This window comes from Vibrio cholerae, from assembly GCF_008369605.1.
In the GTDB taxonomy this organism is placed as follows: domain Bacteria; phylum Pseudomonadota; class Gammaproteobacteria; order Enterobacterales; family Vibrionaceae; genus Vibrio; species Vibrio cholerae.
This window is the reverse complement of the sequence record NZ_CP043554.1, coordinates 1,672,623-1,694,989: the sequence shown is the minus strand read 5'-3', so window position 1 is coordinate 1,694,989 and position 22,367 is coordinate 1,672,623. Positions and strand designations below refer to the sequence as shown.

The following is a 22,367-nucleotide window of genomic DNA, read 5'->3' as shown; positions in this document are numbered from 1 at the left end:
TCCTGCCTATGCCTAGATAGCAGTACTATTGATCGCATCAGACGCTATACCCCCAAAAACACTCCGTATTTGTCATCGGTTTGCTTGGGTATAATGCCCGCCCAATTTATAGGTGTTGTAATTGAAAGGTCATACCATGAGTCAATATGTTGTCTGTGCGCTCTACAAATTTGTTGAGCTCAATCATTACCAAGAGCTAAGAGCGCCGCTGCTGGCACTGATGGAAGAGAACCACATTCGCGGCACATTATTGCTGGCGCAAGAAGGCATTAACGGTACGGTCGCTTCTTCTCGCCAAGGGATTGATGCGCTGCTGGCGTGGCTAGAAAACGAACCGAGTTTAAAAGGCACTGTGTATAAAGAGTCTTCTGCCTCTGAGCCACCGTTTAACCGCACTAAGGTCAAACTCAAAAAAGAGATCGTGACCATGGGCGTAGAAGGCATAGATCCCCGTCATGTAGTGGGTACTTATGTGAAGCCGCAAGATTGGAACGCGCTGATTTCCGATCCTGAAGTCTTGGTGGTGGATACCCGAAACGACTACGAAGTACAGCTTGGCACCTTTAAAAACGCGCTCAACCCAAAAACGGAGACGTTCCGCGAGTTTCCACAGTATGTACAGGAAAACCTTGATCCGCAAAAGCACAAGAAAGTCGCCATGTTCTGTACTGGCGGGATCCGCTGTGAAAAATCCACCGCATATTTGAAAGAGCAAGGCTTTGAAGAGGTGTATCACCTTGAAGGCGGCATCTTGAAATATCTTGAAGAGGTGCCTCAAGAGCAAAGCTTGTGGGAAGGGGATTGCTATGTGTTTGATGGGCGCGTTGCGGTAGGGCATGGCCTTGCCGAAAGTGATTATCAAATCTGTAATGCTTGCCGTTTGCCTATCACAGAGGAAGATAAGCAGAGCGAACAGTATGAACAAGGCGTTAGCTGTCCGCGCTGTTTTGGTACTCATTCCGAAGAGCAGCTAGAGCGTTTCCGTGAGCGTGAAAAGCAAGTTCAATTGGCGAAACTGCGTGGTGAAAGCCATATCGGTGAAGAGAGCGCGGCACTGATTGAAAAACGCCGCGCAGAAAAGCTGGCGCGCAAAGCGGCGCAGCGCGGCCAGAAAGGCTAACGAGTCGTGAGTGGGTGGCCGTTTTGCTACCCACTTACTGCTTGAAATCGCTGGCGAAACTCTCTCGGAGTCATGGTTTTGAGGGTTTTAAATTGGCGGTTAAAGTTCGACAAATTGCCAAACCCAGTTCGCTCGGCAATTAACGCAATCGGCAGCGCAGAACTGGCTAAAAGCTCACACGCTTTACCAATTCGAAACTGCTTTAAATGCTCAGAAAAACTCATCCCATAGTGCTTTTCAAATAAGCGATACGCCGAGCTTTCGCTCAAATGTAACTGATGACATAAGTCGGTAATTTTTATTGCTTGTGCGTAGTGCTGCTCCACATATTGTTTGGCCAGTTGAATTTTCTTATGTGTGTCACTGTTGCTGGTGAGTGCCGTCATCACATAGGGTGCGACGGATAGACGCTGCGCCTGCGCATCGTCCGCCATCACAAGTAGGGATTCAATCACGCGCAGAGATTGATAACTGTGAGGCTGTTGATCGACATTGGCTAGGAGTTCGGCGACGCGCGTAGCGGTTTGCTCACTGAGACGCACGCCATAGGAGGCATGTTGCTGCAAGCGTTGCAAAGCTTGAGCTTGAGGCAATACGCTCTGTAGCTTGTCTAGCCACTCTTGTTTGAACCAGATAATCGTTGAGTACAGAGTTTGGGCTTTATTGATCAGTTGTCTACCCGCAATCATATGTGGCAAACCGGGGCCGTAAAGTAAAAGTGTGTTGTGCTCAACCGCGCCAATCGCATCCCCTGCAAAATAGTTACCGACAAAACGCTGATCTGGGTTCTGGTAGAGCACTAATTCATATTCGGTGTGGTAGTGCCAAGGACAGGAAAATTCTTGAGTTTGGCTTTTGCTACGAAATTCACGCAGCACCCAATCCTGACTAATACCGCTCATCACATTTTCAATTAAAGGTCGCATAACGATTTACGTGAGTTTTCCTGCGCTCAATGCATGGAGATAGACTAGAGGAATGGGTTATTTTCTGTCAAATCATCAAGTGATTTTGCCTGAATAGTATTAGAACTGGCTCGAATAACATCAATAACTCATGCCCAGATTCAGTACACTAGCCGCCATAATCCCCCTGCTGCTCTAAGTCGTTTAGGGATAAAGCGACGCTGCCAAGTAGGAAGGAGATTCCATCGAATATTGCTATGAGGTTACTGCATGTATCGAGATAAAACCGCTTTACTGTTTATTATGTCGACACTGGTTACGGGTCTATGCGGAGCGTTTTTCTACCCACTCTCCAGTCTGTTTATTGTTGAGGCGCTCGATGCTTCACCGATGCAACTGAGCCTGTATATGGTGTTGGCAGTCGTCAGCTCAGTTATCGTCTCGCAGTGGCTTGCGCGCCAATCAGATCGTCATTGGCAGCGTAAAACCATCTTATTGGTTTCGTTAATCTGTTATCTCATCACTGTGGTCAGCTTTATGTTTATTCGCAGCTACAGTCTCGCCATCATGGTGGTGGTACTGTTTGCTAGCGTGAGTGGCGCGTCATTTGGTCAGCTTTTTGCGCTTGGCCGCGAATACGCCGATCAGCATTTAACCGATAAAACGACCTTCCTCTCTACCATGCGTGCCGGAATTGCGATTGCTTGGGTATTTGGCCCTCCGGCGGCCTTTATGCTTAAAGCCAGTTTCGGCTTTAATGCCGCCTTTGCGGTGTCTGCTCTGATAGTGTTTTTAGGCATAGTGCTGATTGCTCGCTTTTTGCCAGCAGGGGTGAAAACCGCCGCCGCCGTTGGAACCACGCCAGTCGAACTTGGACAATATTCCCCCCGTAAGCGTGCTTTGATCGTACTGTACTGCGTGACCTTGGTATGTACTTTTGGCTCAAACAATCTTTATATCACCAGTATGCCGCTCTATTTATCACGTGAGTTGATGGTGCCTGAACATTGGCTAGGGTTGCTGTTTGGCACGGCCGCATTGTGTGAAATTCCGGTCATGTTAATGGCGGGAAAACTTGCCGAGCGATGGGGAACAAATAAATTGCTGATGCTTGGGATCACCAGCGGCATCTTGTTTTACGGTGTGATGCTGACCCACACTGGGTTTGTTGCTATGATGGCCGCGCAAGTTCTCAATGGCTTTTTTATCGGCGTGTGCGCGACGCTAGGCATGGTGGTGCTGCAGGACATGATGCAAGACCGATTGGGCACGGCTTCCACCTTATTTTCGAGCATGCTCAGTATCAGTACTTTGGTGGCGAGCTTATCGGTTGGCGTAGTCGGTGAGTTTTATAACTATTTCAGTACCTTGTATGTTTCTTTAACTGGTGCTTTCAGTGCTTTACTGCTGTTGGCGTTGTTTAGTCAACTACAGCGCAAAGCAATGCCAACCGAAGCGGTGCAAAGTGGAGTCTCGGTCCATTAAGGGCAAAGAAAAATGCGTTGCGTTGGGATCGCTTGAGGTATTCGCCAAGGTACTCGCTGCGTAATTATTCTCTAAACTGTAAAAATTATGTGACCATACTTCCATATCTTATTGCGTGATAAGAAATAATTATGAAAGAAGGTATTATTTTTAAGAAATGGATGAAATTGTGGAGAGAGTAGGTGGACAATTCGGTTGTTACCCAGCTGAAGAAAGAGTTCTACGCGCAGTTGAGCGCGTTGCAAGCTCATTCAGCGCCACAATCAAAACCGACACTCTCGGTATTAACCGATGAAGAGTTACGTCAATTAGAGCAAATCTGGATTGAGTTGAGCGTCTGGAAGAAGTCGCAAAACTGATTATTTTTATCCCTATTTTGATGCTTGAATGAACCCAACCCACTCCGGTTGGGTTTTTTGTTGCTCAAAAAGGCATTTGTTATAACATAACAATTTAAGCCTTCGAGTGATCTTTTCTTTGAAAAAAGGGGTATCAGCCCTCATAGTTAGGTCACTAGTAGAGACAAGTTATGCAAATGTTGAGAAACGTGCATCCCGTTACAGAAATTCAAGTGAGTGCAAACATGGCGGAAGTAAGAGCCAGAGTCGATTTTAAAGTCGGTGCGAAAAGCAATATTGACGCAGAAATCCTGTCATTTCATGGACTGCAATCAGACAAAGAACACGTTGCAGTGATTTTCAAATCAGCGGATACCACCCAAGAAGCCCCGCTTGTGCGTATGCACTCGGAGTGTTTAACGGGCGATGTTTTCCATTCGTCTCGTTGCGACTGTGGTGAACAGCTAGAAGAAACCATTACTCGCATGGGGCAATCAGGCGGCATCATTCTGTATTTACGTCAAGAAGGGCGAGGTATTGGTCTGTATAACAAGATTGATGCGTATCGCTTGCAAAGTCAGGGCATGAATACTTATGAAGCCAATAATCACCTCGGTTTTGGGGATGATCTGCGTGACTTTACGGAAGCCGCACAAATGCTACAAGCCTTGGGAGTGAAGAAGATCCGCTTGGTGACGAACAATCCGAAAAAGATCCGTGAGTTACAAGAACATGGCATTGAGATTGTCGAGGTGGTTCATACCTCAGCACACATCAAAGACGGTAATGAAAATTACCTGAAAGCCAAAGTTTCTCACGGTAAGCATCAACTCAAACTGTAACCTTCAGTTTTATAAATAGATTCGCGTTACTGCCGATAATATCGCATGTTATTAAACCCCACACTTGTGGGGTTTTTTGTGTGTTCAGGTTGAAAAAAAATTGTAAATTTGTATTATTTGCATCGAAATAACAAATGATAATAATTTGCAATTCATATCAAGCTCAACAAGGACGCTCCATGAACGTTAAGTCTATTCTCTCTTCCGCCATCTTAGCTTCACTGACGCTCACTACATCAGCGAGCTTCGCTGCAGCGCCAACTCAAGCCCAAGTGGTTGAACATTATGCCGATATTGCGCATGCCGTTTATGCCGATTCACGTGTGACTGCGCAGCAACTGCAAAAAACCATCGACCGTTTCTTACAAGCTCCGACCGCACAAGGTCTGGAAGAAGTGAAACAAGCGTGGTTGGCGGCGCGTGTGCCTTATCAACAATCAGAAGTGTTCCGTTTTGGTAACGCGATTGTCGATGACTGGGAAGGTCAGTTGAACGCGTGGCCGCTAGATGAAGGTTTGATCGATTATGTGGCAGGAAGTTACCAACATGAACTGGGCAATGAAGGCGCAAATGCCAATATCATTGCCAATACTGCACTGACCATTGGCGCAACGAAAGTTGATGTGAAAGAGATCACGCCTGAGCTGCTGGCCAGCCTCAACGAAATCGGTGGCTCTGAAGCCAACGTGGCATCGGGCTACCACGCGATTGAATTTCTGTTATGGGGACAAGATTTAAACGGCACTAAAGCCGGTGCCGGTGCTCGCTCATACACGGATTATCTGCAAGGCAAAGCCTGTACCAATAACCACTGTGATCGCCGTGCACAATACCTCAAAGCCGCCGCGCAACTGTTGGTGACCGATCTGGAGTGGATGGAGAAGCAGTGGGCGAGTGGCGAAAAAGATAATTATCGCCAACAACTGCTGAGTGAGTCAGCGGAAAATGGTCTGCGTAAAATGCTGTTTGGTATGGGCTCGCTATCACTGGGTGAATTGGCGGGTGAACGTATGAAAGTCGCGCTGGAAGCGAATTCAACGGAAGATGAGCACGATTGCTTCTCGGATAACACGCATAACTCGCACTACTACAACGAACAAGGTATCTACAATATCTACACGGGTAGCTACACTCGCGCCGATGGTTCCGAGCTAAAAGGCCCAAGTCTGTACCAATTGGTTGCAGAGAAAGATGCCAATGCGGCAAAAGAGATCCTGCAACAGTTTGAAGCGGCGCGCACGCAAGTGGGTGAGTTAGTCACGGCAGCTGAAAAAAATAACCAGCACTTTGATCAACTGATCGCGGCAGATAACGCGGCAGGGCATGCGATTATCAATCAAGCCATTATGGCGCTCGTCGCGCAAACGGGTTCGATTGAGCGCGCGGCAGGCATCATCGGGATCGATAATCTAAACCCAGATACGGCAGATCACGAGTTTTAATCTTGTCACTGTCCTCATCCCTTTCTTCGCGCAATGGCCTTTGGTTTATGCATGGAGAAAGGGATAACTTATTTTTGCAATAAAACCCAATCTCGCTTTACGTCGATGATAATTCCTCAATAGTTTGGTATGCAGCGTCAATTCCGCAGCTACTTATACGGTAAAGGGAATCGGGGATTGGGTCGTTTTTTTACAGGAACCATGTCATGAAGTCGTCTTTATCTCTGTTATTACTCACGAGCGCCTTGAGCAACTTTGCTTTGGCAACAGAGATTAAATCGGGTGGGGAAACCAGTACCACGAAAGAGGGAGCCAATGCGTTTTCGATACCGGCCGCGAATTTGCCGATGGCGAAACGCCTTGATTTTAGTGTTGGTAACAGCTTTTTCCGCAATCCTTGGGTTCCCGCTCCCGCTTCGACGGATGCGCGCGACGGACTAGGACCTCTTTTTAATACCAATGGCTGCCAAAACTGCCACATTAAAGACGGACGAGGCCATCCACCAGAGCCTAATGACACACAAGCGGTTTCCATGCTGGTGCGTTTGAGTATTCCTGCGGTTACTGAGCAGCAAAAAGCCATCTATGCGGTCAATGGCGTAGTGCCAGAGCCGACTTATGGCGGGCAGCTACAAGATTTTTCGCTACCCGACCAAAAACCAGAAGGGCGAATCCACATTACGTATGATGAAGTGGTCGTCACTTTTGCCGATGGTACTCCTGTGGCACTTCGGAAACCGAACCTAAAGATTTTGGATCTCGCTTATGGTGAGATGCACCCAGATGTGCAAATGTCGGCGCGGGTTGCGCCGCCGATGATTGGACTTGGACTGTTAGAAGCGATCCCGGATGCGACCTTATTACAGTGGGCTGACCCTGAGGATCGCGATGGCGATGGTATTTCCGGCCGTGTTAACCAAGTGCGCGATGTACGCACTGGCGAAATGGCGATTGGCCGTTTTGGCTGGAAAGCGGGCCAACCCAACATCATGCAGCAAAATGCGGCGGCCTTTAATGGCGATCTGGGATTAACCAGTCATCTCTTTCCGCAAGAAAACTGCACCGAAAAGCAGACACTCTGCCGTGATTTACCGAATGGTGGCTCACCAGAAGTGAGCGATAACATTCTGGATTTCGTCGAGTTTTATGCTCAGCACTTAGCGGTGCCTGTGCGTCGTAACGTGCAAGATCCACAGGTACAACAGGGGGAGAAACTGTTTGCCCAAGCGGGTTGCCAATCTTGCCATAAAACCAATGTGTTGACGCAAGAGCTGGCTGAGCGTCCTGCGCTTTCCAAGCAGCGAATTCAGCCGTACACCGATCTGCTGCTGCATGATATGGGCGAAGGCTTGAGTGATGGTCGTCCAGAGGCCTTGGCATCTGCGCGTGAATGGCGTACTGCCCCTTTGTGGGGGATAGGTTATACCCAAGAAGTCAATGGACACACCTATTTCTTGCATGATGGCCGTGCGCGCAATGTGCTGGAAGCGGTGCTGTGGCATGGCGGTGAAGCGCAGGCGAGCCGCGATAAGGTACTGCAGTTTGATAAAGCGCAGCGTGAAGCGCTGGTGGCCTTTTTGAATTCACTTTAGGAGAGAAAGATGAAAAAAACAGTGACTCTGCTAGCGGTGTCTTTACTGGCTGCATGTCAGAGTGCTCCAGACATGGAGCATCCTAGTCAAGCGGTATTCGAGCTAGAGCGTGAATCTGCCCACATTCTCGCTGAGCAAACCAAGCAGTTACAGCAGCGTATGGCTCACTATTGCCAAGCGCCGACGACGGATATATCACCACTGAAACAAGAGTGGCAAGCCAGCATGCAAGGTTGGATGGCCTTACAAGGACAGCAGCGTGGGCCGAGTGCTGCATTAGATTTGAGCTGGAATATGCAATTCTGGCCAGATAAAAAAGACACGACTGGGCATAAAATGAAGCAGCTGCTCGCCAAACCGCCAGTATGGGAAGTCGACGATATTGCAAAACAGAGTGTGGCAGTGCAAGGGTTGGGGGCATTGGAATGGCTCATTTTCGATAGCGCATCGCCTTTGCTGACTGCACCGCAGCAAGCTTGTCCAGCCGCAATGGCTATCAGTGCGACTGTGCAGCGTAATGCCACTCACATTGCTAAGGCTTGGCAAGAGAACCCATGGCAATCTTTGGATGATCGCACTTGGCGTGCGGAGTACATCGCGCTGCTTTCCAATCAGTTGGAGTTTACGCTCTCTAAGCTCAATCGGCCGCTGGCCAATATTGGTCAGCCACGGCCTTATTTCTCGGAGTCGTGGCGCTCGAAAACCTCGCTGAGCAATATGCGTTATAACTTGTTGGCGATTCAAGCCTTATACCTTGCCGATGGTAAAGGTATGGATGCGATGCTGCGCCAACAAGGTATGGTTGCCACGGCGGATCGCGTCACCACTCAGTTGGCCGGGATTATCGAAACTTGGCCGCAACAAGCAAGCCTGTTTGATTTGCTGCAAACCAAAGCGGGGTATCGCGAGGGTTTAGTTTTGCGCGACAAGCTCGAGCAACTGAACTATTTGCTGCACGACGAAGTGGCTGTGGGACTCGGAGTGGTCATAGGGTTTAATGCAACCGATGGTGACTGATGCAACACGTCGCCACTTATTGCAAGTGGCGCTTTTTGGCTGCACGACACCTTGGCTAATCAGCGGTTGTAGCTCTGCTCGATCGCCCCAGCCAGCCTTGATTGGCTGTGCAATAGAAGGGCGAGAACGCTTTAGTGTAGTGATGGCAGATAACGCTGGGCAGGCGGTTGGTAAGCTTGCCTTACCTGCTCGAGGGCATGGTATTGCCATTCACCCAACGTTGCCGCATGCGGTGGCTTTTGCACGCCGTCCCGGTCAGTTTATGTCGGTGTTTGATTATCAAACGGCTCAGCAAATTGTGCTGCGTCCCGCCGATACGCAGCGTTACTACTACGGACATGGTGTCTATTCACATGATGGCCGCTACTTATATGCCACGGAAGGGGATCAGAAAACCAGTCGTGGTGTGATTGGCGTTTATGATGTGACTCACCACTATCAAAAAGTCGCGGAATGGAGCGGTTTTGGGATTGGTCCTCACGAAGTGATCTTGATGGCCGATGGTCGCGTAGTCGTGGGGGTTGGTGGTGTACACACTTTTGGCCGTGAGCCGTTAAATCTAGAGAGTATGCAGCCAAGTTTGACTTACCTCTCAGCGCAAGGTGAGGTACTGGAGCAAATCACTTTACCTGATCGCCATCTGAGCATCCGTCATTTGGCTCATGATGGGGATAACACAGTCCTGTGTGGTCAGCAATATCGCGGCCAGCCAGACGATTATCCTCCCTTAGTTGCCATGCACACGGGGACTGGTCCGCTTAAGCCATTACAAGCAGAGCCTGAGCAGTGGGCTCGTTTTAATCACTACATTGCCAGTATTGCGGCGACCGATGAGTGGATTCTTGCCACCTCTCCCCCCGGGAATTGCTATGGGATCTGGTCAAAAGCCACGGGCGAATTGGTGGAATTAGCCGCTTTAGCCGATGCTTCCGGCGTGGTTGTTCGCCATGGTGCTTTTCAAATCAGTTCGGGGTCGGGCAAAATCATTTTGCAATCTGCACCTGCGCTCTCGCAATCGCATATGAGCAATGTGATGTGGGACAACCATTGGTCAGCGATCTAGGCATAACCCTCCTACTTGATGTGGCAGCGGCGTTGGCCACGTTTGTTCTCCCCCATAGTCTCTCTGGGCTTATGGGGATGAACGTACTTGCCGCCGCCTTGCTTGCCGTCATCCTGCAACGCTCATTCATTTGGGAATAGAACGACCGACGATAAAGATGAGACACGAGTGAAAATAGTCCTATCAATAGCTTAATTTTGCGGCTGAGTTTTGCCATACTTAGTGCATCTTCAGCCAGTAGGGCGTTTTGATGAAAAGCCGAGTCGTTGCCGCTATCGCATTGTTATTCTTTGTTATTCCGTGTTCTGCCACCCAGCGTTTTGTTGAATTGGGGTGGATTGATAGCACTTCGCCGGTCAATGAACAGATCACCAACCCGGCTTTGGTTGAGCAAATTTATCACAGTAATAATGATCAGTTACTGTGGAGCGATCTTGCCACGGCGAACCATTTTGAAGCTCAGCTTGAGGTGATTCACCGTGCGAGTTTCAGCCCTTTGTTTAGCCGACAACTTTTCGCGCTCAAAAGCTATCGTCAGCAAGATAGATGGCATGAGTATGATGTGTTAGCGACCGACACTTTACTGCAATACCTCAGCTATGCTGAGCAGGCACCAAAAGTCGGTATTGCTTGGTTTTTTGAAGGTCAACTTGATCAACCTCTTGCTCCGCCGAGTGAAGAGGCGCAACTGGCTTTGCATATGGCGATCGGTAACCTGTCGCTCGCTCGCTTAATGGATGAATACACCCCACAAGACCCTGCTTATCAACAACTGCTGCAGGCGTATCAATCACTCTCGAGCATTGAGTTTAATGAGGTGGCACTATACGAGCAGATGGAGCGGCTTAAGCGTCCGGGTGACCCATTAAGCCACCGTGAAGCTTTAGTGCAGCGTTTAGCTCTGGTGAATCTGGATACCACATCCATCTTGAATAATGTGGCCTATTACGACGCCTCGCTTGAAAAACCGATCAAGCAGTTTCAGAAGATGCATGGCTTGCAGCCTGATGGCGTGATTGGCCCACAAACCATGAAATGGTTGAACACATCCGTAACTGAGCGCCTTGCCTTATTAGCGCTTAATGCAGAGCGGATCCGCTTATGGCCAACCCAGCAAGACAGCATGATTGTGGTCAATGTGCCCGGTTTTGATATGAAGTATTGGGATGCCGGCCGCGAAGTCTTTGAAGCCAAGGTGGTGGTAGGCAAAACCACCAGACAGACACCGGTGATGAATACCAAACTCGATTCACTGATCATCAATCCAACTTGGAATGTGCCGCATAAAATCATGGTGGAAGACATCCTACCCATGGTGAAACGTGATAGTGAGTATCTCGCCAATCATCATATGGAAATCATTCGTGGTTGGAGCGATCCAGAAGTGATTGACCCTGCGCTGATTGATTGGGAAACCGTTGAACCGGAAACCTTCCCATACCGTCTGCGCCAACAGGCTGGCGTGCAAAATGCGCTTGGGACCTATAAGTTTAATACGCCCAATTCACGCGCTATCTATCTGCATGATACGCCGAGCAAGCATCTATTTAATAACGCGTCTCGGGCGTTCAGTTCTGGCTGTATTCGGGTAGAAAACGCTGAAAAGTTTGCGCAAACCTTGCTCGCTAATCAGGGCATTACGCTCGACGATTTTCCAGTGAGCACCCAAGCGATTGCGCTCAAAAAGCGCATTCCAGTCCACATCATCTATCAGACCGTGTGGTATGAAGAAGGTGTGCTACATTATCGTGATGATATTTATCACTATGATGCTTTAGCTCTCGGCAATGGTGACGCGTCTCCAAATTTGACTAAAATTTGACAGCAGATATTTTTCCTTTCTGCTCAAGGAATAAGCGAGATTCTCTCTAGAATCAGTGATAGTTAGCACGTTTTATGCATTTGATATCGAACCCAGAGTCCGGTACTTTCCGTATCGATAGAGCCCAGTTCGGTAGGTAATTAAAGTGCAAACAACACGTCGAGATTTCTTAAAACTGACTGCGGGCGGATTAATTTTAGCCGCCTGTACGCCCAGCATCGCGTTCGCGAGTTATGCCGCCAAGCCAAGAGAATTGGCATTAAGCAACTTACATACAGGCGAAAGCATTGAAACGCGCTATTTTAATGGCAAAAATTACGTTCGTTCTGAATTGAAACGGCTGAATCATTTATGCCGTGATTTTCGTCGTGACGAAGTGCATGCCATGGATAAGTTGCTGTTTGATCAACTGTGCCAAATCCAATTGCTACTTGGCACTCAAGCCGAGGTGCATATTGTCTCTGGTTACCGCTCTCCCGCGACCAACAAGCAGCTACGCAGTAAATCAAAAGGCGTGGCGAAGAAAAGTTACCACATGTCTGGGCAAGCCATCGATTTCCGTTTGGATGGTGTGTCGCTAAAGAAAATCCGTGAAGCGGCGATCAGTTTGCAAGCGGGCGGTGTTGGTTACTATCCGAAAAGCCAATTTATCCACATTGATACCGGCCCTGTACGCCAATGGGTCGGTGCCTAACTTGTCAAAGGCGGGCGTTAATGACATAGTGCCTGCCAGTTAAGAATCAGACAGGATAGGTTTATGTCTTTACAATATCAGGTGGTGCCTGTTACGGCCTTTGCTCAGAACTGCTCTATCGTGTGGTGTGATGAAACCATGGAAGGCATAGTGGTGGATCCGGGTGGTGATGTGAAACAGCTCGCGATGTTGATCGCGGAGCTAGGCGTAAAAGTAACCCAACTGGTACTGACTCATGGTCACCTTGATCACGTTGGTGGTACGCAGTCACTGGCGCAAGCTCTCGGTGGAACTCGGGTTGTCGGGCCGCACAAAGCGGATAATTTCTGGCTACAAGGGCTCGAAGGGCAAAGCAAAATGTTTGGCTTTCCGCTTACGGAAGCCTTTGAACCTGATGAGTGGCTCGATGATGGTGATGTGATCCACTTTGGTCAGCAAACTCTGCAAGTTATCCATACTCCCGGACATACACCAGGTCATGTTGTGCTGTTTAGTGAAGCGGCACGTTTGGCGTTTGTGGGTGATGTGCTGTTTAACGGCAGTATTGGCCGTACGGATTTCCCACAAGGGGATTTCAATACTCTGATTGCGTCTATCAAAAATAAACTCTGGCCGCTTGGCAGCGATGTCACTTTCATCCCCGGTCATGGCCCCCAATCTACCTTTGGCCGTGAACGTGCCAGCAACCCATTTGTCGCGGACGAAATGCCGCTCTACTGAAGATGCCCTGGCTCGGCAGCGGCAAGATAGCGCCGAGCCAATCCGACAAACTCTTCCGCACTGCGATCTAAGTCCTGCTCTGAAATAAAAATATCGTAACCAAAGAAGTCACGTTGATACTGCATTCGATTGGCCAGCATGGCTTGCAGTCCGGTGTATTGTTTACCCTCGGCGTCCACATAGGGTGTGGAATCCAATACCAGATCTTCAAATTGATGATGCCGCGCTTTTTGTTGAGCACCGAGATAGAGTAAGGCGCGTTGACTGAGCAACAGTTGGGTCGATAAGCGAGGGCAAATACTGTTGAGGTAGGGCGCGTAATGTTTAAGACGAATGCCAACCCAAGGTAGAGGTTGATGCCAGCCTTCCCGCTCGTAACTGCAAACACCAATCTGGCTGATATTATTCCATTTCACCACCCAACCGCCTTGATAAAAATGCTGCTGGAGATGGGTTGCCGTTAATGTGTAAGCCACTTGTCCTTTTAACATCAACCAGTAGGCAATGCCTGCCCAAGCCATGAGCGCGAGTATTCCGACCACGGCTTGCAAAAGGGATTCGGCGATGCCAATCACTACTAAAGTGATAAGGCCAGCCAAGGCTAACAGTCCCTTTATCACGAAAGGCGTGAAATGGATCTGATGATTGTAAAGTTGCAAAGTGGGCATGCCCTTCTCACTCTTTGGCCGTGTCGCCCAAATTATAGTCATCTAAGCGGGCTAAAGATCATTTGTCGCCGAGAACTTGACCTCATCCCTACAAACGTCGAACGTAATTTGCTATAAAGCGCGCTTCAAAATTTTATGACTGCCTTTGGGCAGTGAAATGGAGACCGACCCGATGAGACTAGCTCATAAGCGTAAAGTGCAGGCTAAGCTGCAAAAACGCATTAAAGCGATCGTTGCTAACCTTGCCACGGTAAAATCGAGCACCTCTGTGCAGCAACCTGCGCAATCCGTGCACTCAAAGGCCCTTTCGGCACACCAATCTGAGCAAGCGGCAACGCCAACGGTGACTTGTCAACTGACGCCAAAACAGCAGCAAGTCCTCGAGATTGTGCGTGGTGCAGTTGAGGGGATTAACCCCAAAGCGATTGGTTTGCTTGCAGGCCAAGAGGAAGCGAAAGCTTCTGCATGGGCCGCGGGCGCGCTAAAAAAACTGCTCGATGAAAAGCTGGTTGAGAAAAACCAAGTCGGCAATAAAGTGACTTACACTCTGGCGGTGTAAGTTCTAAGTAAAGCTCCGTTATCGGAGCTTTACTACTGCTGACCAAGGTATCTACTGGCTCCTAGTTCACTTGAGCTGTTATCGTCTTGCAAGTGATAGCTATGCCTTTGTCACATTTTTTACTCTTTTCTTTAAAATCCTCTCACGTAGAAATGACTACGTATTTCCCTATCATATATTCATTAATCTTTCTTTATCATTTTGTTTTTCAATAGGTTTTGTTTTCTGTCCTACGTAGTAATACTTAAGACGAATGGCTAAGTCGTGCGGTTGGGGTGTTACTTTGCTGCGTGGTCTCGCCGATTTCTTGTCTTACGAATATCGACCACATTGTTGACGAGCCTGTTGCAGGGTGCGCAGGTATGGATAACCAAGGACGTCAAACCATGAGTCTGATTCATCAATCTGTATCACGAGTTATGAAGCGAAGCGTGCTGCTTATTGCAGCGGGTGTTGCGCTGTTCACAACTTCCGCTTTTGCAGAAGAGAAAGTTTACCGTTTAACACTGGCTGAGACATGGGGACCTAACTTCCCAATCTTCGGCGACACCACAAAGAATATGGCGGCAATGGCGGAGAAAATGTCCAATGGCCGTTTACAAATTCGCATTGATTCTGCCAACAAACATAAAGCGCCACTGGGTGTATTTGATATGGTGAAATCGGGCCAATACGACATGGGACACTCCGCGTCTTATTACTGGAAAGGCAAAGTTCCGAACACTTTGTATTTTACCTCTATGCCTTTTGGTATGACGACGGGCGAGCAATACGCATGGTTCTACCACGGTGGTGGTATGGAACTGATGGAGAAGGTTTACTCTCCACACAATATGCTCTCATTCCCCGGTGGTAACACCGACGTGCAGATGGGCGGCTGGTTCCAAAAAGAGATCAACAGCGTTGAAGATCTGCAAGGGCTGAAAATGCGCATTCCCGGTTTTGCCGGAGAAGTGTTAGCGGAGCTCGGTGCCAAACCCACCAACATTGCTCCGGGAGAGCTATACACCTCGCTCGAGCGTCGCACCATTGATGCGCTAGAGTGGGTAGGACCGTCACTTGACCTACGTATGGGTTTCCACAAGATTGCGCCTTATTACTACACCGGTTGGCATGAGCCAGCAACTGAGCTGCAATTCTTAGTCAACCAAAAGACGTGGGATAAATTGCCTGAAGATCTGCGTGAAATCTTACGTGTTGCGATGCGCACAGCCGCTTACGACATGTATGTTCAATCAGTTCATGAAAGTGGCAAAAACTGGGTTTCGATTACCCAAGAGTTCCCAGATGTGAAAGTGAAGACCTTCCCAGCGCCTGTGATTAAAGCCCTCCGTGAGGTTAACGACCGACTACTGGCGAAACACGCAGCAGAAGATCCACTGGCTAAAGAGATCCAAGAATCGCAAGCCAACTATCTAAAACAAACACGTAGTTGGACAGATATTTCACTGCGAGCCTACCTCAATAGCGAATCACAATGATAAGCTGAACTGCGTGTGCAGGAAGCCCAAGAAAAGCACATAACGATAAGCTCCGTGCACATTCGTGACACGGAGCAATTTGATTAGACAGGGAGTGTGTAATGAGAAGTCTGATTTATGTTGAGCGGTTATTTAACCGTCTTAGCGATCTACTGGGGTGGCTCTCCAGTATTCTGTTTATTCTGTTGGTGGCCAACGTCGTGTATGACGTTGTGATGCGCTATGCCTTTAACGATGTTTCTATCGCCTTTCAAGAATTAGAGTGGCATCTGTTTGCCACGGTTTTTTTACTTGGTATTCCTTACGCCATTAAAGCGGGCGGCCATGTACGAGTCGATCTGTTCTATGAACGTTTATCGATGAAAGCACAGGCGGTGATCGACATTCTTGGCACTCTGTTTTTCCTGTTGCCGTTTTGCTTGTTGGTGGTCTATTTCGGGATCGACTTTGCCAAAGAAAGCTACGCGCTGGGTGAAACGTCCGGTGACCCGGGTGGTTTGCCATATCGTTGGATTATCAAGGCGATGATCCCAGTCTCTTTCACTTTCATGGCGATAAGTGGCGTCGGCTTGATCATCCACTCGCTCAATAAAGTGTTTAACCCACGTCTGATGCACGCAGACCAAACTAAGTAAGGGAAACGTATGATTGGTATTGTGATGTTTTTCGTTGCCCTGTTTGCGCTACTACTGGGTTTCCCCGTCGCTTTTACTTTTGGTGGCATTGCGCTGATTTTTGGCGTGTGGGCTGAAGGCATAGAGATGTTTGCGTTCATGCCTTACCGCATTCAATCGATCATGGAAAACACCGTGTTAATGGCGGTGCCGCTGTTTGTGTTTATGGGTTTGGTGCTACAAAAAACCAAGCTGGCGGAGCAGCTATTAGAGTCGATGGGGCGCTTATTTGGTGGCATTCACGGTGGTGTGGCGATTTCTACCGTATTGGTGGGCACTTTACTCGCCGCTTCGACAGGGGTAGTGGGGGCATCGGTTGTGGCGATGGGACTAATCTCACTGCCTGTGATGCTCAAATACCGTTACGACAAAGGGTTGGCGTGTGGCACCATCTGTGCTTCGGGGACCCTTGGACAAATCATCCCGCCTTCTATCGTATTGATTCTATTGGGGGATGTGCTTGGGGTTCCGGTTGGCGATCTGTTCCAAGCCGCACTCTGGCCGGGTTTGATGCTGGTGGCGGCGTATATCATCTACATCCTGATTTACGCCAAGCTGAATCCGCAAGCGGCGATGCCTATTGAACCTGATGCCGATTTATCACGTCGTCAAGAAGTGGTGAAAGCACTGAAAGCGGTTATCCCGCCGTTGGCGCTGATTGTGGTGGTTCTGGGCTCGATTTTCGCTGGTGTGGCGACGCCCACAGAGTCCGCAGCACTTGGTGGTGCGGGCGCGATTTTACTGGCATTGGCGTATGGTCAATTCAGTTGGTCAATGGTCTATGATGCCTCTAAAGAAACCGTCAAAGTGACCGCCATGGTATTTGCTATTTTGCTCGGCGCGACCGCGTTCTCGATGGCGTTTACTTATACTGGTGGTGATGAGCTGGTCGAAGAGTGGATGATGAATCTGCCCGGAGATAAATGGGGCTTCTTGATTGTCACTATGTTGGTGATCTTAATTCTGGGTTTCTTTATCGACTTCGTAGAAATCTGTTTCATCATCGTACCGATTTTGGCTCCAGTCGCCGTGCTGATGGATGTGGATATGACGTGGTTTGCTATCTTAATTGCGATGAACTTGCAAACGTCGTTCTTAACTCCGCCGTTCGGGTTTAGTTTGTTCTATCTGAAAGGGGTTGCGCCAAAGTCGGTCACCACCATGGACATCTATCGCGGCGTGGTGCCCTTTATCCTGATCCAGATTTTGGTGTTGATTTCGTTGATGGTATTCCCAAGCTTTTATGGAATGTGATCCGACTCAAGAGTGAGCGTATCGAAATTCAATCCACAACAACAAGTTGTTAGAGTGAAACTGCTTTTCGAAGGGTCGGAAAGCAGTTTTTTTATGGGGAAATGGAATGCCTCTCAAAGCCAAATTGATTTTGCTGGCTTTACTGCCTCTCTTAATTTCCACAGCAAGCATCAGTTGGATTTCGATCCATCAGGCTAAAACCTTAGGCCAGCGTGAAATTGAGATCTTCCGAGCTAAGCTGATGGAAGAGCGCGAAACCTCACTCAAAGACAGCGTCGAGGTGGCGTTTGATGCGGTGAGGTTGATTGCCAGTAATCCCAACTTAAGTGAAGCGGAAGCCAAACAGCAGGTCAAAGCAGTATTAACCAATATTCGTTATGGATCTGATGGCTATTTTTTCGCTTATGATGCTCAGGGCACGAACTTGGTGCATCCGATCCAGCCTGAGCTGGTAGGGAAAAACTTATGGCAGTTGCAAGATGAACGCGGTGACTTTCTCATCCAAGCGCTTCTTTTCCAAGCTCAATCGGGTGGTGGGTATCACCAATATTTGTGGCGCAAACCCTCAAGTGGAGAGACGGTCCCTAAACTCAGCTATTCGGCTTGGCTTGACGACTGGGAATGGATGATCGGCACTGGCTTGTACATTGAAGATCTCAGTCATGAAGTCGAGAAGATGCAAGCGGCAGTGAACGCAAATATTGACACCACCTTTTTTTCAGTCGTGGTGATTTTGATAGTCACTGTAGCGGTGATCATTGTGTTGACCTTAGCCATCAACCTGCATGAACACCGTTTGGCGGATAAGAATCTCAAAGATTTGGTACACAAAACCGTGTTGTTTCAGGAAGATGAAAAGAAGCATCTCGCCCGCGAACTGCATGACGGAATTAATCAGTTATTAGTATCTAGCAAGTGTCATCTTGAGTTACTGGCCAACCAACTGAACGACCCTAAACAGATCGTGCATCTGGAAAAATCCCAGCACTCGTTGATGACTGCAATTAATGAAGTTCGGCGAATTTCACACCATTTGCGCCCCAGTGCGCTGGATGATCTCGGTTTACAAGCGGCACTCACGACGCTGCTTGAGGATTTCAAACTGCATTCACAAATGGAGATCGAGATGTTGTTTGATACCCAACCGGGCAAGCTAAAATCGGAAGTGGCCACCACGCTGTATCGAGTGGTGCAAGAGTCACTCAATAATATTGAAAAACACGCCAAAGCCGAGAAAGTCACGGTGTTACTGCAGCAAATGGGTGATATGTTGCAGCTTATGGTGCGTGATGATGGGGTAGGATTTTCCAGCAAAGAAGCGCTGCAAAAACGCGGGATTGGTTTACGTAACATGCGCGAACGTGTGGAGTTTATTGGTGGGGAATTTGAATTAAGCAGCGAGCCACAATTGGGCACCGAAATTACGGTTTTACTGAAGTTGGATGGAAGTGTTTATGGATAAACCAATCAGAGTGGTGATGGTGGATGATCATCAGGTGGTGTTGGATGGTTTTATTGCGCGTTTAGAGCAAGAGCCGGAAATCGAGGTCGTCGCCACGGCGAGTAATGGATTGGAAGCTTTAGAATTGGTCAAACTTCACCAACCGGATGTGGTGCTGATGGATGTGAGTATGCCGATCATGAACGGTATTGAAGCCACCCGCTTGATCAAAGAAGAAGTTCCTCACACCAAAGTATTGATGCTGACCATGCATGATAACCGCGAGTACATTATGCAAGTGATGCAAGCCGGCGCAATGGGATACATGCTCAAAGAAATCTCAGCACTGAAAATGGTGCAAGCGATCAAAACAGTTAATCAAGGCGCGACGTACTTCTGCGAATCCACCACCTCGACACTGTTTAGCCAAGAGATTTTACCTGTGGCGAATAAGCCAAACCCGCTGAGCCGTCGTGAAGAGGCAATTTTACGTATGGTTGCACAAGGTTGCAGCAGTAAGAAAATCGCGACCTTGCTGAATATCAGTTATCGCACAGTCGAAACCCATAGGCAAAATATTAAGCATAAGCTCGACATCCACTCCACGGCAGAGTTAGCTCAGTACGCGCTACAACATGGTTTACTGGAGTGAACTATTCTGGCTGCGTGATGCTACCAATCGTCAGCATCGGCGCGGCATCCATATCTTGCGCGTTCATCATGGCAGAGATGCGTTGTACAGAAGAGAGCAGTAAGCTCTGTTCCCAATCTTGTAATTGATGGAATTGCTCAACAAAGCTCTCTTGTAAAGGCTGTGGTGCTTGTGCGAGCAGCTTACGCCCCTCATCGGTTAAGTGAGCATGAACTTTGCGTTTATCACTGTTACTGCGCACGCGCTGTACATAGCCGTTACGCTCCAGTCGATCCAAAATCGTGGTAGCCGTGCCTTGGCTCATATTGGTATGCACCGCGAGCTCACGGATGGTGACCTGTTCACCTAAGTCATGAATTGAACGCATCAAAATCAATTGGGGGCCGGTGAGCCCGGCGTCCTTATTAAGTTTTTTGGAGTGTAGGTCAATGGCGCGGATGATCTGGCGCAGTGCGACTAATACTTCTTCGTGTTTTTCCACAGAGGGTTCACCCAGTTTGTGCTGAATCTGTCGCGAACCATACCTTACTTACCTGGATTTTTAAAGTGTTGAGCTAACAGTAACCCATAGCGTTATTGCGACATTTTTTGAATTTTGCATTCTATATGGATGCTTTGAATAAGAATTAAATTTCGCTAATTTCTGATATTATTTTTTGACATGAACAAAGGGTTTTCTATCTTTAACTGACTTAAATGGCCTGAAAACTGGATCTTTTCTGTGATCCATGTAAAATAATCGTGCTTTTAATGAATGGAATTAACAATGAGTACAAAGCAATTTGTGATTAAAAAACCGAAAATGCTTTGTTGTCATTGTTGTTGAGCTCGATTTAAATGACTCAGAGAGGATACATGACAAAAGAAATTGATAAGTACAGTATCGATAATACGGACTACACCGTAGGCCAAGATAATGTGCAGAAATGGGGGTTTGATGTACACAATCCCGTGTTTGGGATCAGTGCAGGTTTGATTGCTGCATTTTTACTACTGACCGTACTCGTGGATGCCCACCAAGCTAAGATTGGGCTTGATACCGTAAAGCAGAGCATTATTGCGAGCTTCGACTGGTTGTTTATCTGGTCGGGTAACTTATTCCTACTGTTTTGTGTCGGATTGGTCATTTCACCGTTTGGCAAAATTCGGTTAGGTGGACAGGCCGCGAAAGCGGATCACTCTTTTCTATCTTGGTTAGCGATGTTGTTTGCTGCAGGGATGGGGATTGGTTTGATGTTCTGGAGTGTCGCAGAACCTGTGGCCTATTATACGGGCTGGTATGAAACACCACTGGGCGTAGAAGCCAACACTCCTCAAGCTGCGCAACTGGCGATGGGAGCAACCATGTTCCACTGGGGACTTCACCCGTGGGCCATTTATGGTGTTGTTGCTCTATCATTGGCTTTTTTCTGCTACAACAAAGGCTTGCCACTTTCAATGCGCTCGGTTTTTTATCCGTTACTGGGTGATCGCGCTTGGGGTTGGGCAGGGCATGTGGTCGATATTCTTGCGGTATTAGCCACACTGTTTGGTCTGGCAACGTCTCTCGGTCTTGGGGCGCAGCAAGCGGCTTCTGGTATCCACCATGTATTTGGTTTTGAATCGGGCATCGGGCTACAAATTGCGGTGATCTGTGTGGTGACAGGTTTAGCCACATTGTCTGTGGTTCGAGGTATTGATGGCGGGGTGAAAGTCATCTCTAACATCAATATGATTGTCGCGTTTTTATTGCTCGCACTGGTGGCTGTGATTGGTTATAGCGTCACATTGACTTCGATTCCGACGACTTTAATGGCTTACCTACAAAACCTAATCCCGCTGAGTAATCCTCATGGTCGTGAAGATGAAGTGTGGTTCCAAGGTTGGACGGTCTTTTACTGGGCATGGTGGATTTCATGGTCACCGTTCGTGGGCATGTTCATCGCACGTGTTTCTAAAGGACGTACCATTCGTGAATTCATTGTGGCGGTCTTGCTGATCCCAACGTTAGTGACACTGGTGTGGATGTCGGTATTTGGTGGTCTGGCCGTGGATCAAGTGATTAATGAAATCGGCGTGTTAGGTCAAAATGGCTTAACCGATGTTTCGCTAGCCATGTTCCAGATGTTTGATTCGCTGGTTTTCGGTAAGGTGCTATCCGTGATTGCCGTGGTGTTGGTTTTGGTGTTTTTTATTACGTCGTCAGATTCGGGTTCACTGGTCATTGACAGTATTACCTCAGGCGGCAAATTAGATTCACCAGTATTGCAGCGTGTATTTTGGGCAGTACTCGAAGGCGCAGTCGCGGTTGCACTGCTATGGATTGGAGGCACGGAAGCGGTACAAGCGCTGCAAGCGGGCGTTATCTCTACAGCTTTGCCATTTACGGTGATCTTGCTACTGATGTGTGTCAGCTTATGGAAAGGGTTAAAAACCGAACCTGAGTTCATGGCTTCCAGCAAGCGTCTCCACCAATCTTAATACGCGGTATGCGTTGTCAAAAGGGCGGCGCAAACTAAAATCCGCATCAATCATTTCCTAGCCAAAATGTTCAAAAAAAAGCGCGGAGAGCTCTCCGCGCAAACTATCTGACGATAGAGATACCATCCCTACTTGAAT

21 protein-coding genes are annotated in these 22,367 nt (G+C 48.2%); 18 read left to right on the top strand and 3 right to left on the bottom strand.

Annotated features, from left to right (window positions below; all coding sequences use genetic code 11):
* The first annotated feature begins 136 nt into the window (after positions 1-136).
* Positions 137-1,120, top strand: a complete 984-nt coding sequence (gene trhO / locus F0316_RS07840) for an oxygen-dependent tRNA uridine(34) hydroxylase TrhO (protein ID WP_046121674.1) — start codon at positions 137-139, stop codon at positions 1,118-1,120.
* Between the two features lie 26 nt (positions 1,121-1,146).
* Here the strand turns inward: trhO and F0316_RS07835 are convergent, their stop codons facing one another.
* Positions 1,147-2,046, bottom strand: a complete 900-nt coding sequence (locus tag F0316_RS07835) for a helix-turn-helix domain-containing protein (protein WP_001910727.1) — start codon at positions 2,044-2,046, stop codon at positions 1,147-1,149.
* A 249-nt stretch (positions 2,047-2,295) separates the two neighbouring features.
* Between F0316_RS07835 and F0316_RS07830 the strand changes: the two genes are divergently transcribed.
* The 10 genes from F0316_RS07830 (at position 2,296) to F0316_RS07785 (ending at position 13,040) form a co-directional block, all read left to right on the top strand.
* Complete coding sequence (locus tag F0316_RS07830; protein ID WP_088131475.1) at positions 2,296-3,510, top strand: sugar efflux transporter; 1,215 nt, start codon at positions 2,296-2,298, stop codon at positions 3,508-3,510.
* A gap of 182 nt (positions 3,511-3,692) precedes the next feature.
* On the top strand, positions 3,693-3,869 hold the full coding sequence (locus tag F0316_RS07825; RefSeq protein ID WP_000370567.1) for a globin family protein: 177 nt from the start codon (positions 3,693-3,695) through the stop codon (positions 3,867-3,869).
* 170 nt (positions 3,870-4,039) lie between these two features.
* A complete protein-coding gene (locus tag F0316_RS07820) occupies positions 4,040-4,690 on the top strand; it encodes a GTP cyclohydrolase II (RefSeq protein ID WP_001881029.1) in 651 nt (216 codons plus the stop codon).
* A 179-nt stretch (positions 4,691-4,869) separates the two neighbouring features.
* A complete protein-coding gene (locus F0316_RS07815) occupies positions 4,870-6,132 on the top strand; it encodes an imelysin family protein (protein ID WP_001101418.1) in 1,263 nt (420 codons plus the stop codon).
* Between the two features lie 206 nt (positions 6,133-6,338).
* Entirely contained in the window at positions 6,339-7,724 is a 1,386-nt protein-coding gene (locus F0316_RS07810) for a di-heme oxidoreductase family protein (protein WP_000842696.1), read from the top strand.
* Between the two features lie 9 nt (positions 7,725-7,733).
* Complete coding sequence (locus tag F0316_RS07805; RefSeq protein ID WP_114762579.1) at positions 7,734-8,741, top strand: imelysin family protein; 1,008 nt, start codon at positions 7,734-7,736, stop codon at positions 8,739-8,741.
* Positions 8,731-9,804, top strand: a complete 1,074-nt coding sequence (locus F0316_RS07800; protein WP_162796599.1) for a DUF1513 domain-containing protein — start codon at positions 8,731-8,733, stop codon at positions 9,802-9,804. The genes F0316_RS07805 and F0316_RS07800 overlap by 11 nt, the downstream gene beginning before the upstream one ends.
* Before the next feature lie 250 nt (positions 9,805-10,054).
* Positions 10,055-11,626: a L,D-transpeptidase family protein gene (locus F0316_RS07795; protein ID WP_172625991.1), complete on the top strand. Its 1,572-nt coding sequence runs from the start codon at positions 10,055-10,057 to the stop codon at positions 11,624-11,626.
* Between the two features lie 145 nt (positions 11,627-11,771).
* Complete coding sequence (locus F0316_RS07790; RefSeq protein WP_001195150.1) at positions 11,772-12,320, top strand: DUF882 domain-containing protein; 549 nt, start codon at positions 11,772-11,774, stop codon at positions 12,318-12,320.
* A 63-nt stretch (positions 12,321-12,383) separates the two neighbouring features.
* Positions 12,384-13,040: an MBL fold metallo-hydrolase gene (locus F0316_RS07785; RefSeq protein WP_000058362.1), complete on the top strand. Its 657-nt coding sequence runs from the start codon at positions 12,384-12,386 to the stop codon at positions 13,038-13,040.
* Here the strand turns inward: F0316_RS07785 and F0316_RS07780 are convergent.
* Entirely contained in the window at positions 13,034-13,708 is a 675-nt protein-coding gene (locus F0316_RS07780; RefSeq protein ID WP_172625990.1) for a DUF2982 domain-containing protein, read from the bottom strand. The genes F0316_RS07785 and F0316_RS07780 overlap by 7 nt on opposite strands.
* Before the next feature lie 172 nt (positions 13,709-13,880).
* Here F0316_RS07780 and F0316_RS07775 point away from each other — a divergent pair, with 172 nt between their 5' ends.
* The 6 genes from F0316_RS07775 to F0316_RS07745 all read left to right on the top strand — a co-directional run bounded on the left by F0316_RS07775 (position 13,881) and on the right by F0316_RS07745 (position 19,769).
* Entirely contained in the window at positions 13,881-14,267 is a 387-nt protein-coding gene (locus tag F0316_RS07775; RefSeq protein WP_172625989.1) for a hypothetical protein, read from the top strand.
* A 386-nt stretch (positions 14,268-14,653) separates the two neighbouring features.
* Positions 14,654-15,748, top strand: a complete 1,095-nt coding sequence (locus F0316_RS07770; protein ID WP_001995160.1) for a TRAP transporter substrate-binding protein — start codon at positions 14,654-14,656, stop codon at positions 15,746-15,748.
* Between the two features lie 101 nt (positions 15,749-15,849).
* Positions 15,850-16,383 carry a TRAP transporter small permease subunit gene (locus F0316_RS07765; protein WP_001257145.1) on the top strand — a complete coding sequence of 178 codons (534 nt, stop codon included), beginning with the start codon at positions 15,850-15,852 and terminating at the stop codon, positions 16,381-16,383.
* Positions 16,384-16,392: 9 nt separating this feature from the next.
* Positions 16,393-17,676 carry a TRAP transporter large permease gene (locus F0316_RS07760; protein ID WP_000579495.1) on the top strand — a complete coding sequence of 428 codons (1,284 nt, stop codon included), beginning with the start codon at positions 16,393-16,395 and terminating at the stop codon, positions 17,674-17,676.
* Between the two features lie 106 nt (positions 17,677-17,782).
* The gene (locus F0316_RS07750; protein WP_149560375.1) at positions 17,783-19,138 is read left to right on the top strand and encodes a cache domain-containing protein; all 1,356 of its coding nucleotides are present in this window, start codon (positions 17,783-17,785) and stop codon (positions 19,136-19,138) included.
* Positions 19,131-19,769, top strand: coding sequence for a response regulator transcription factor (locus tag F0316_RS07745; RefSeq protein WP_033930894.1), 639 nt, complete (start codon positions 19,131-19,133; stop codon positions 19,767-19,769). Before F0316_RS07750 ends, F0316_RS07745 begins: the two co-directional genes overlap by 8 nt.
* A gap of 1 nt (position 19,770) precedes the next feature.
* On the opposite strand, the gene F0316_RS07740 is transcribed toward F0316_RS07745, so the two are convergent.
* Positions 19,771-20,250: a MarR family winged helix-turn-helix transcriptional regulator gene (locus F0316_RS07740; RefSeq protein WP_000410818.1), complete on the bottom strand. Its 480-nt coding sequence runs from the start codon at positions 20,248-20,250 to the stop codon at positions 19,771-19,773.
* A 374-nt stretch (positions 20,251-20,624) separates the two neighbouring features.
* Here F0316_RS07740 and F0316_RS07735 point away from each other — a divergent pair, with 374 nt between their 5' ends.
* Positions 20,625-22,229 (top strand): BCCT family transporter, encoded by a 1,605-nt coding sequence (locus tag F0316_RS07735; RefSeq protein WP_000159494.1) that lies wholly within the window; start codon positions 20,625-20,627, stop codon positions 22,227-22,229.
* Positions 22,230-22,367: the final 138 nt, after the last annotated feature.

Excerpts from the sequence above, each read along its gene's own strand:
- F0316_RS07780 (WP_172625990.1), bottom strand. The coding sequence starts at position 13,708 with ATGCCCACTTTGCAACTTTACAATCATCAGATCCATTTCACGCCTTTC.
- F0316_RS07760 (WP_000579495.1), top strand. The coding sequence starts at position 16,393 with ATGATTGGTATTGTGATGTTTTTCGTTGCCCTGTTTGCGCTACTACTG.
- F0316_RS07785 (WP_000058362.1), top strand. The coding sequence starts at position 12,384 with ATGTCTTTACAATATCAGGTGGTGCCTGTTACGGCCTTTGCTCAGAAC.
- F0316_RS07815 (WP_001101418.1), top strand. The coding sequence starts at position 4,870 with ATGAACGTTAAGTCTATTCTCTCTTCCGCCATCTTAGCTTCACTGACG.
- F0316_RS07835 (WP_001910727.1), bottom strand. The coding sequence starts at position 2,046 with ATGCGACCTTTAATTGAAAATGTGATGAGCGGTATTAGTCAGGATTGG.
- F0316_RS07765 (WP_001257145.1), top strand. The coding sequence starts at position 15,850 with ATGAGAAGTCTGATTTATGTTGAGCGGTTATTTAACCGTCTTAGCGAT.
- F0316_RS07810 (WP_000842696.1), top strand. The coding sequence starts at position 6,339 with ATGAAGTCGTCTTTATCTCTGTTATTACTCACGAGCGCCTTGAGCAAC.
- F0316_RS07775 (WP_172625989.1), top strand. The coding sequence starts at position 13,881 with ATGAGACTAGCTCATAAGCGTAAAGTGCAGGCTAAGCTGCAAAAACGC.
- F0316_RS07805 (WP_114762579.1), top strand. The coding sequence starts at position 7,734 with ATGAAAAAAACAGTGACTCTGCTAGCGGTGTCTTTACTGGCTGCATGT.
- F0316_RS07830 (WP_088131475.1), top strand. The coding sequence starts at position 2,296 with ATGTATCGAGATAAAACCGCTTTACTGTTTATTATGTCGACACTGGTT.
- F0316_RS07745 (WP_033930894.1), top strand. The coding sequence starts at position 19,131 with ATGGATAAACCAATCAGAGTGGTGATGGTGGATGATCATCAGGTGGTG.
- F0316_RS07750 (WP_149560375.1), top strand. The coding sequence starts at position 17,783 with ATGCCTCTCAAAGCCAAATTGATTTTGCTGGCTTTACTGCCTCTCTTA.
- F0316_RS07735 (WP_000159494.1), top strand. The coding sequence starts at position 20,625 with ATGACAAAAGAAATTGATAAGTACAGTATCGATAATACGGACTACACC.
- trhO (WP_046121674.1), top strand. The coding sequence starts at position 137 with ATGAGTCAATATGTTGTCTGTGCGCTCTACAAATTTGTTGAGCTCAAT.
- F0316_RS07820 (WP_001881029.1), top strand. The coding sequence starts at position 4,040 with ATGCAAATGTTGAGAAACGTGCATCCCGTTACAGAAATTCAAGTGAGT.
- F0316_RS07800 (WP_162796599.1), top strand. The coding sequence starts at position 8,731 with ATGGTGACTGATGCAACACGTCGCCACTTATTGCAAGTGGCGCTTTTT.
- F0316_RS07795 (WP_172625991.1), top strand. The coding sequence starts at position 10,055 with ATGAAAAGCCGAGTCGTTGCCGCTATCGCATTGTTATTCTTTGTTATT.
- F0316_RS07770 (WP_001995160.1), top strand. The coding sequence starts at position 14,654 with ATGAGTCTGATTCATCAATCTGTATCACGAGTTATGAAGCGAAGCGTG.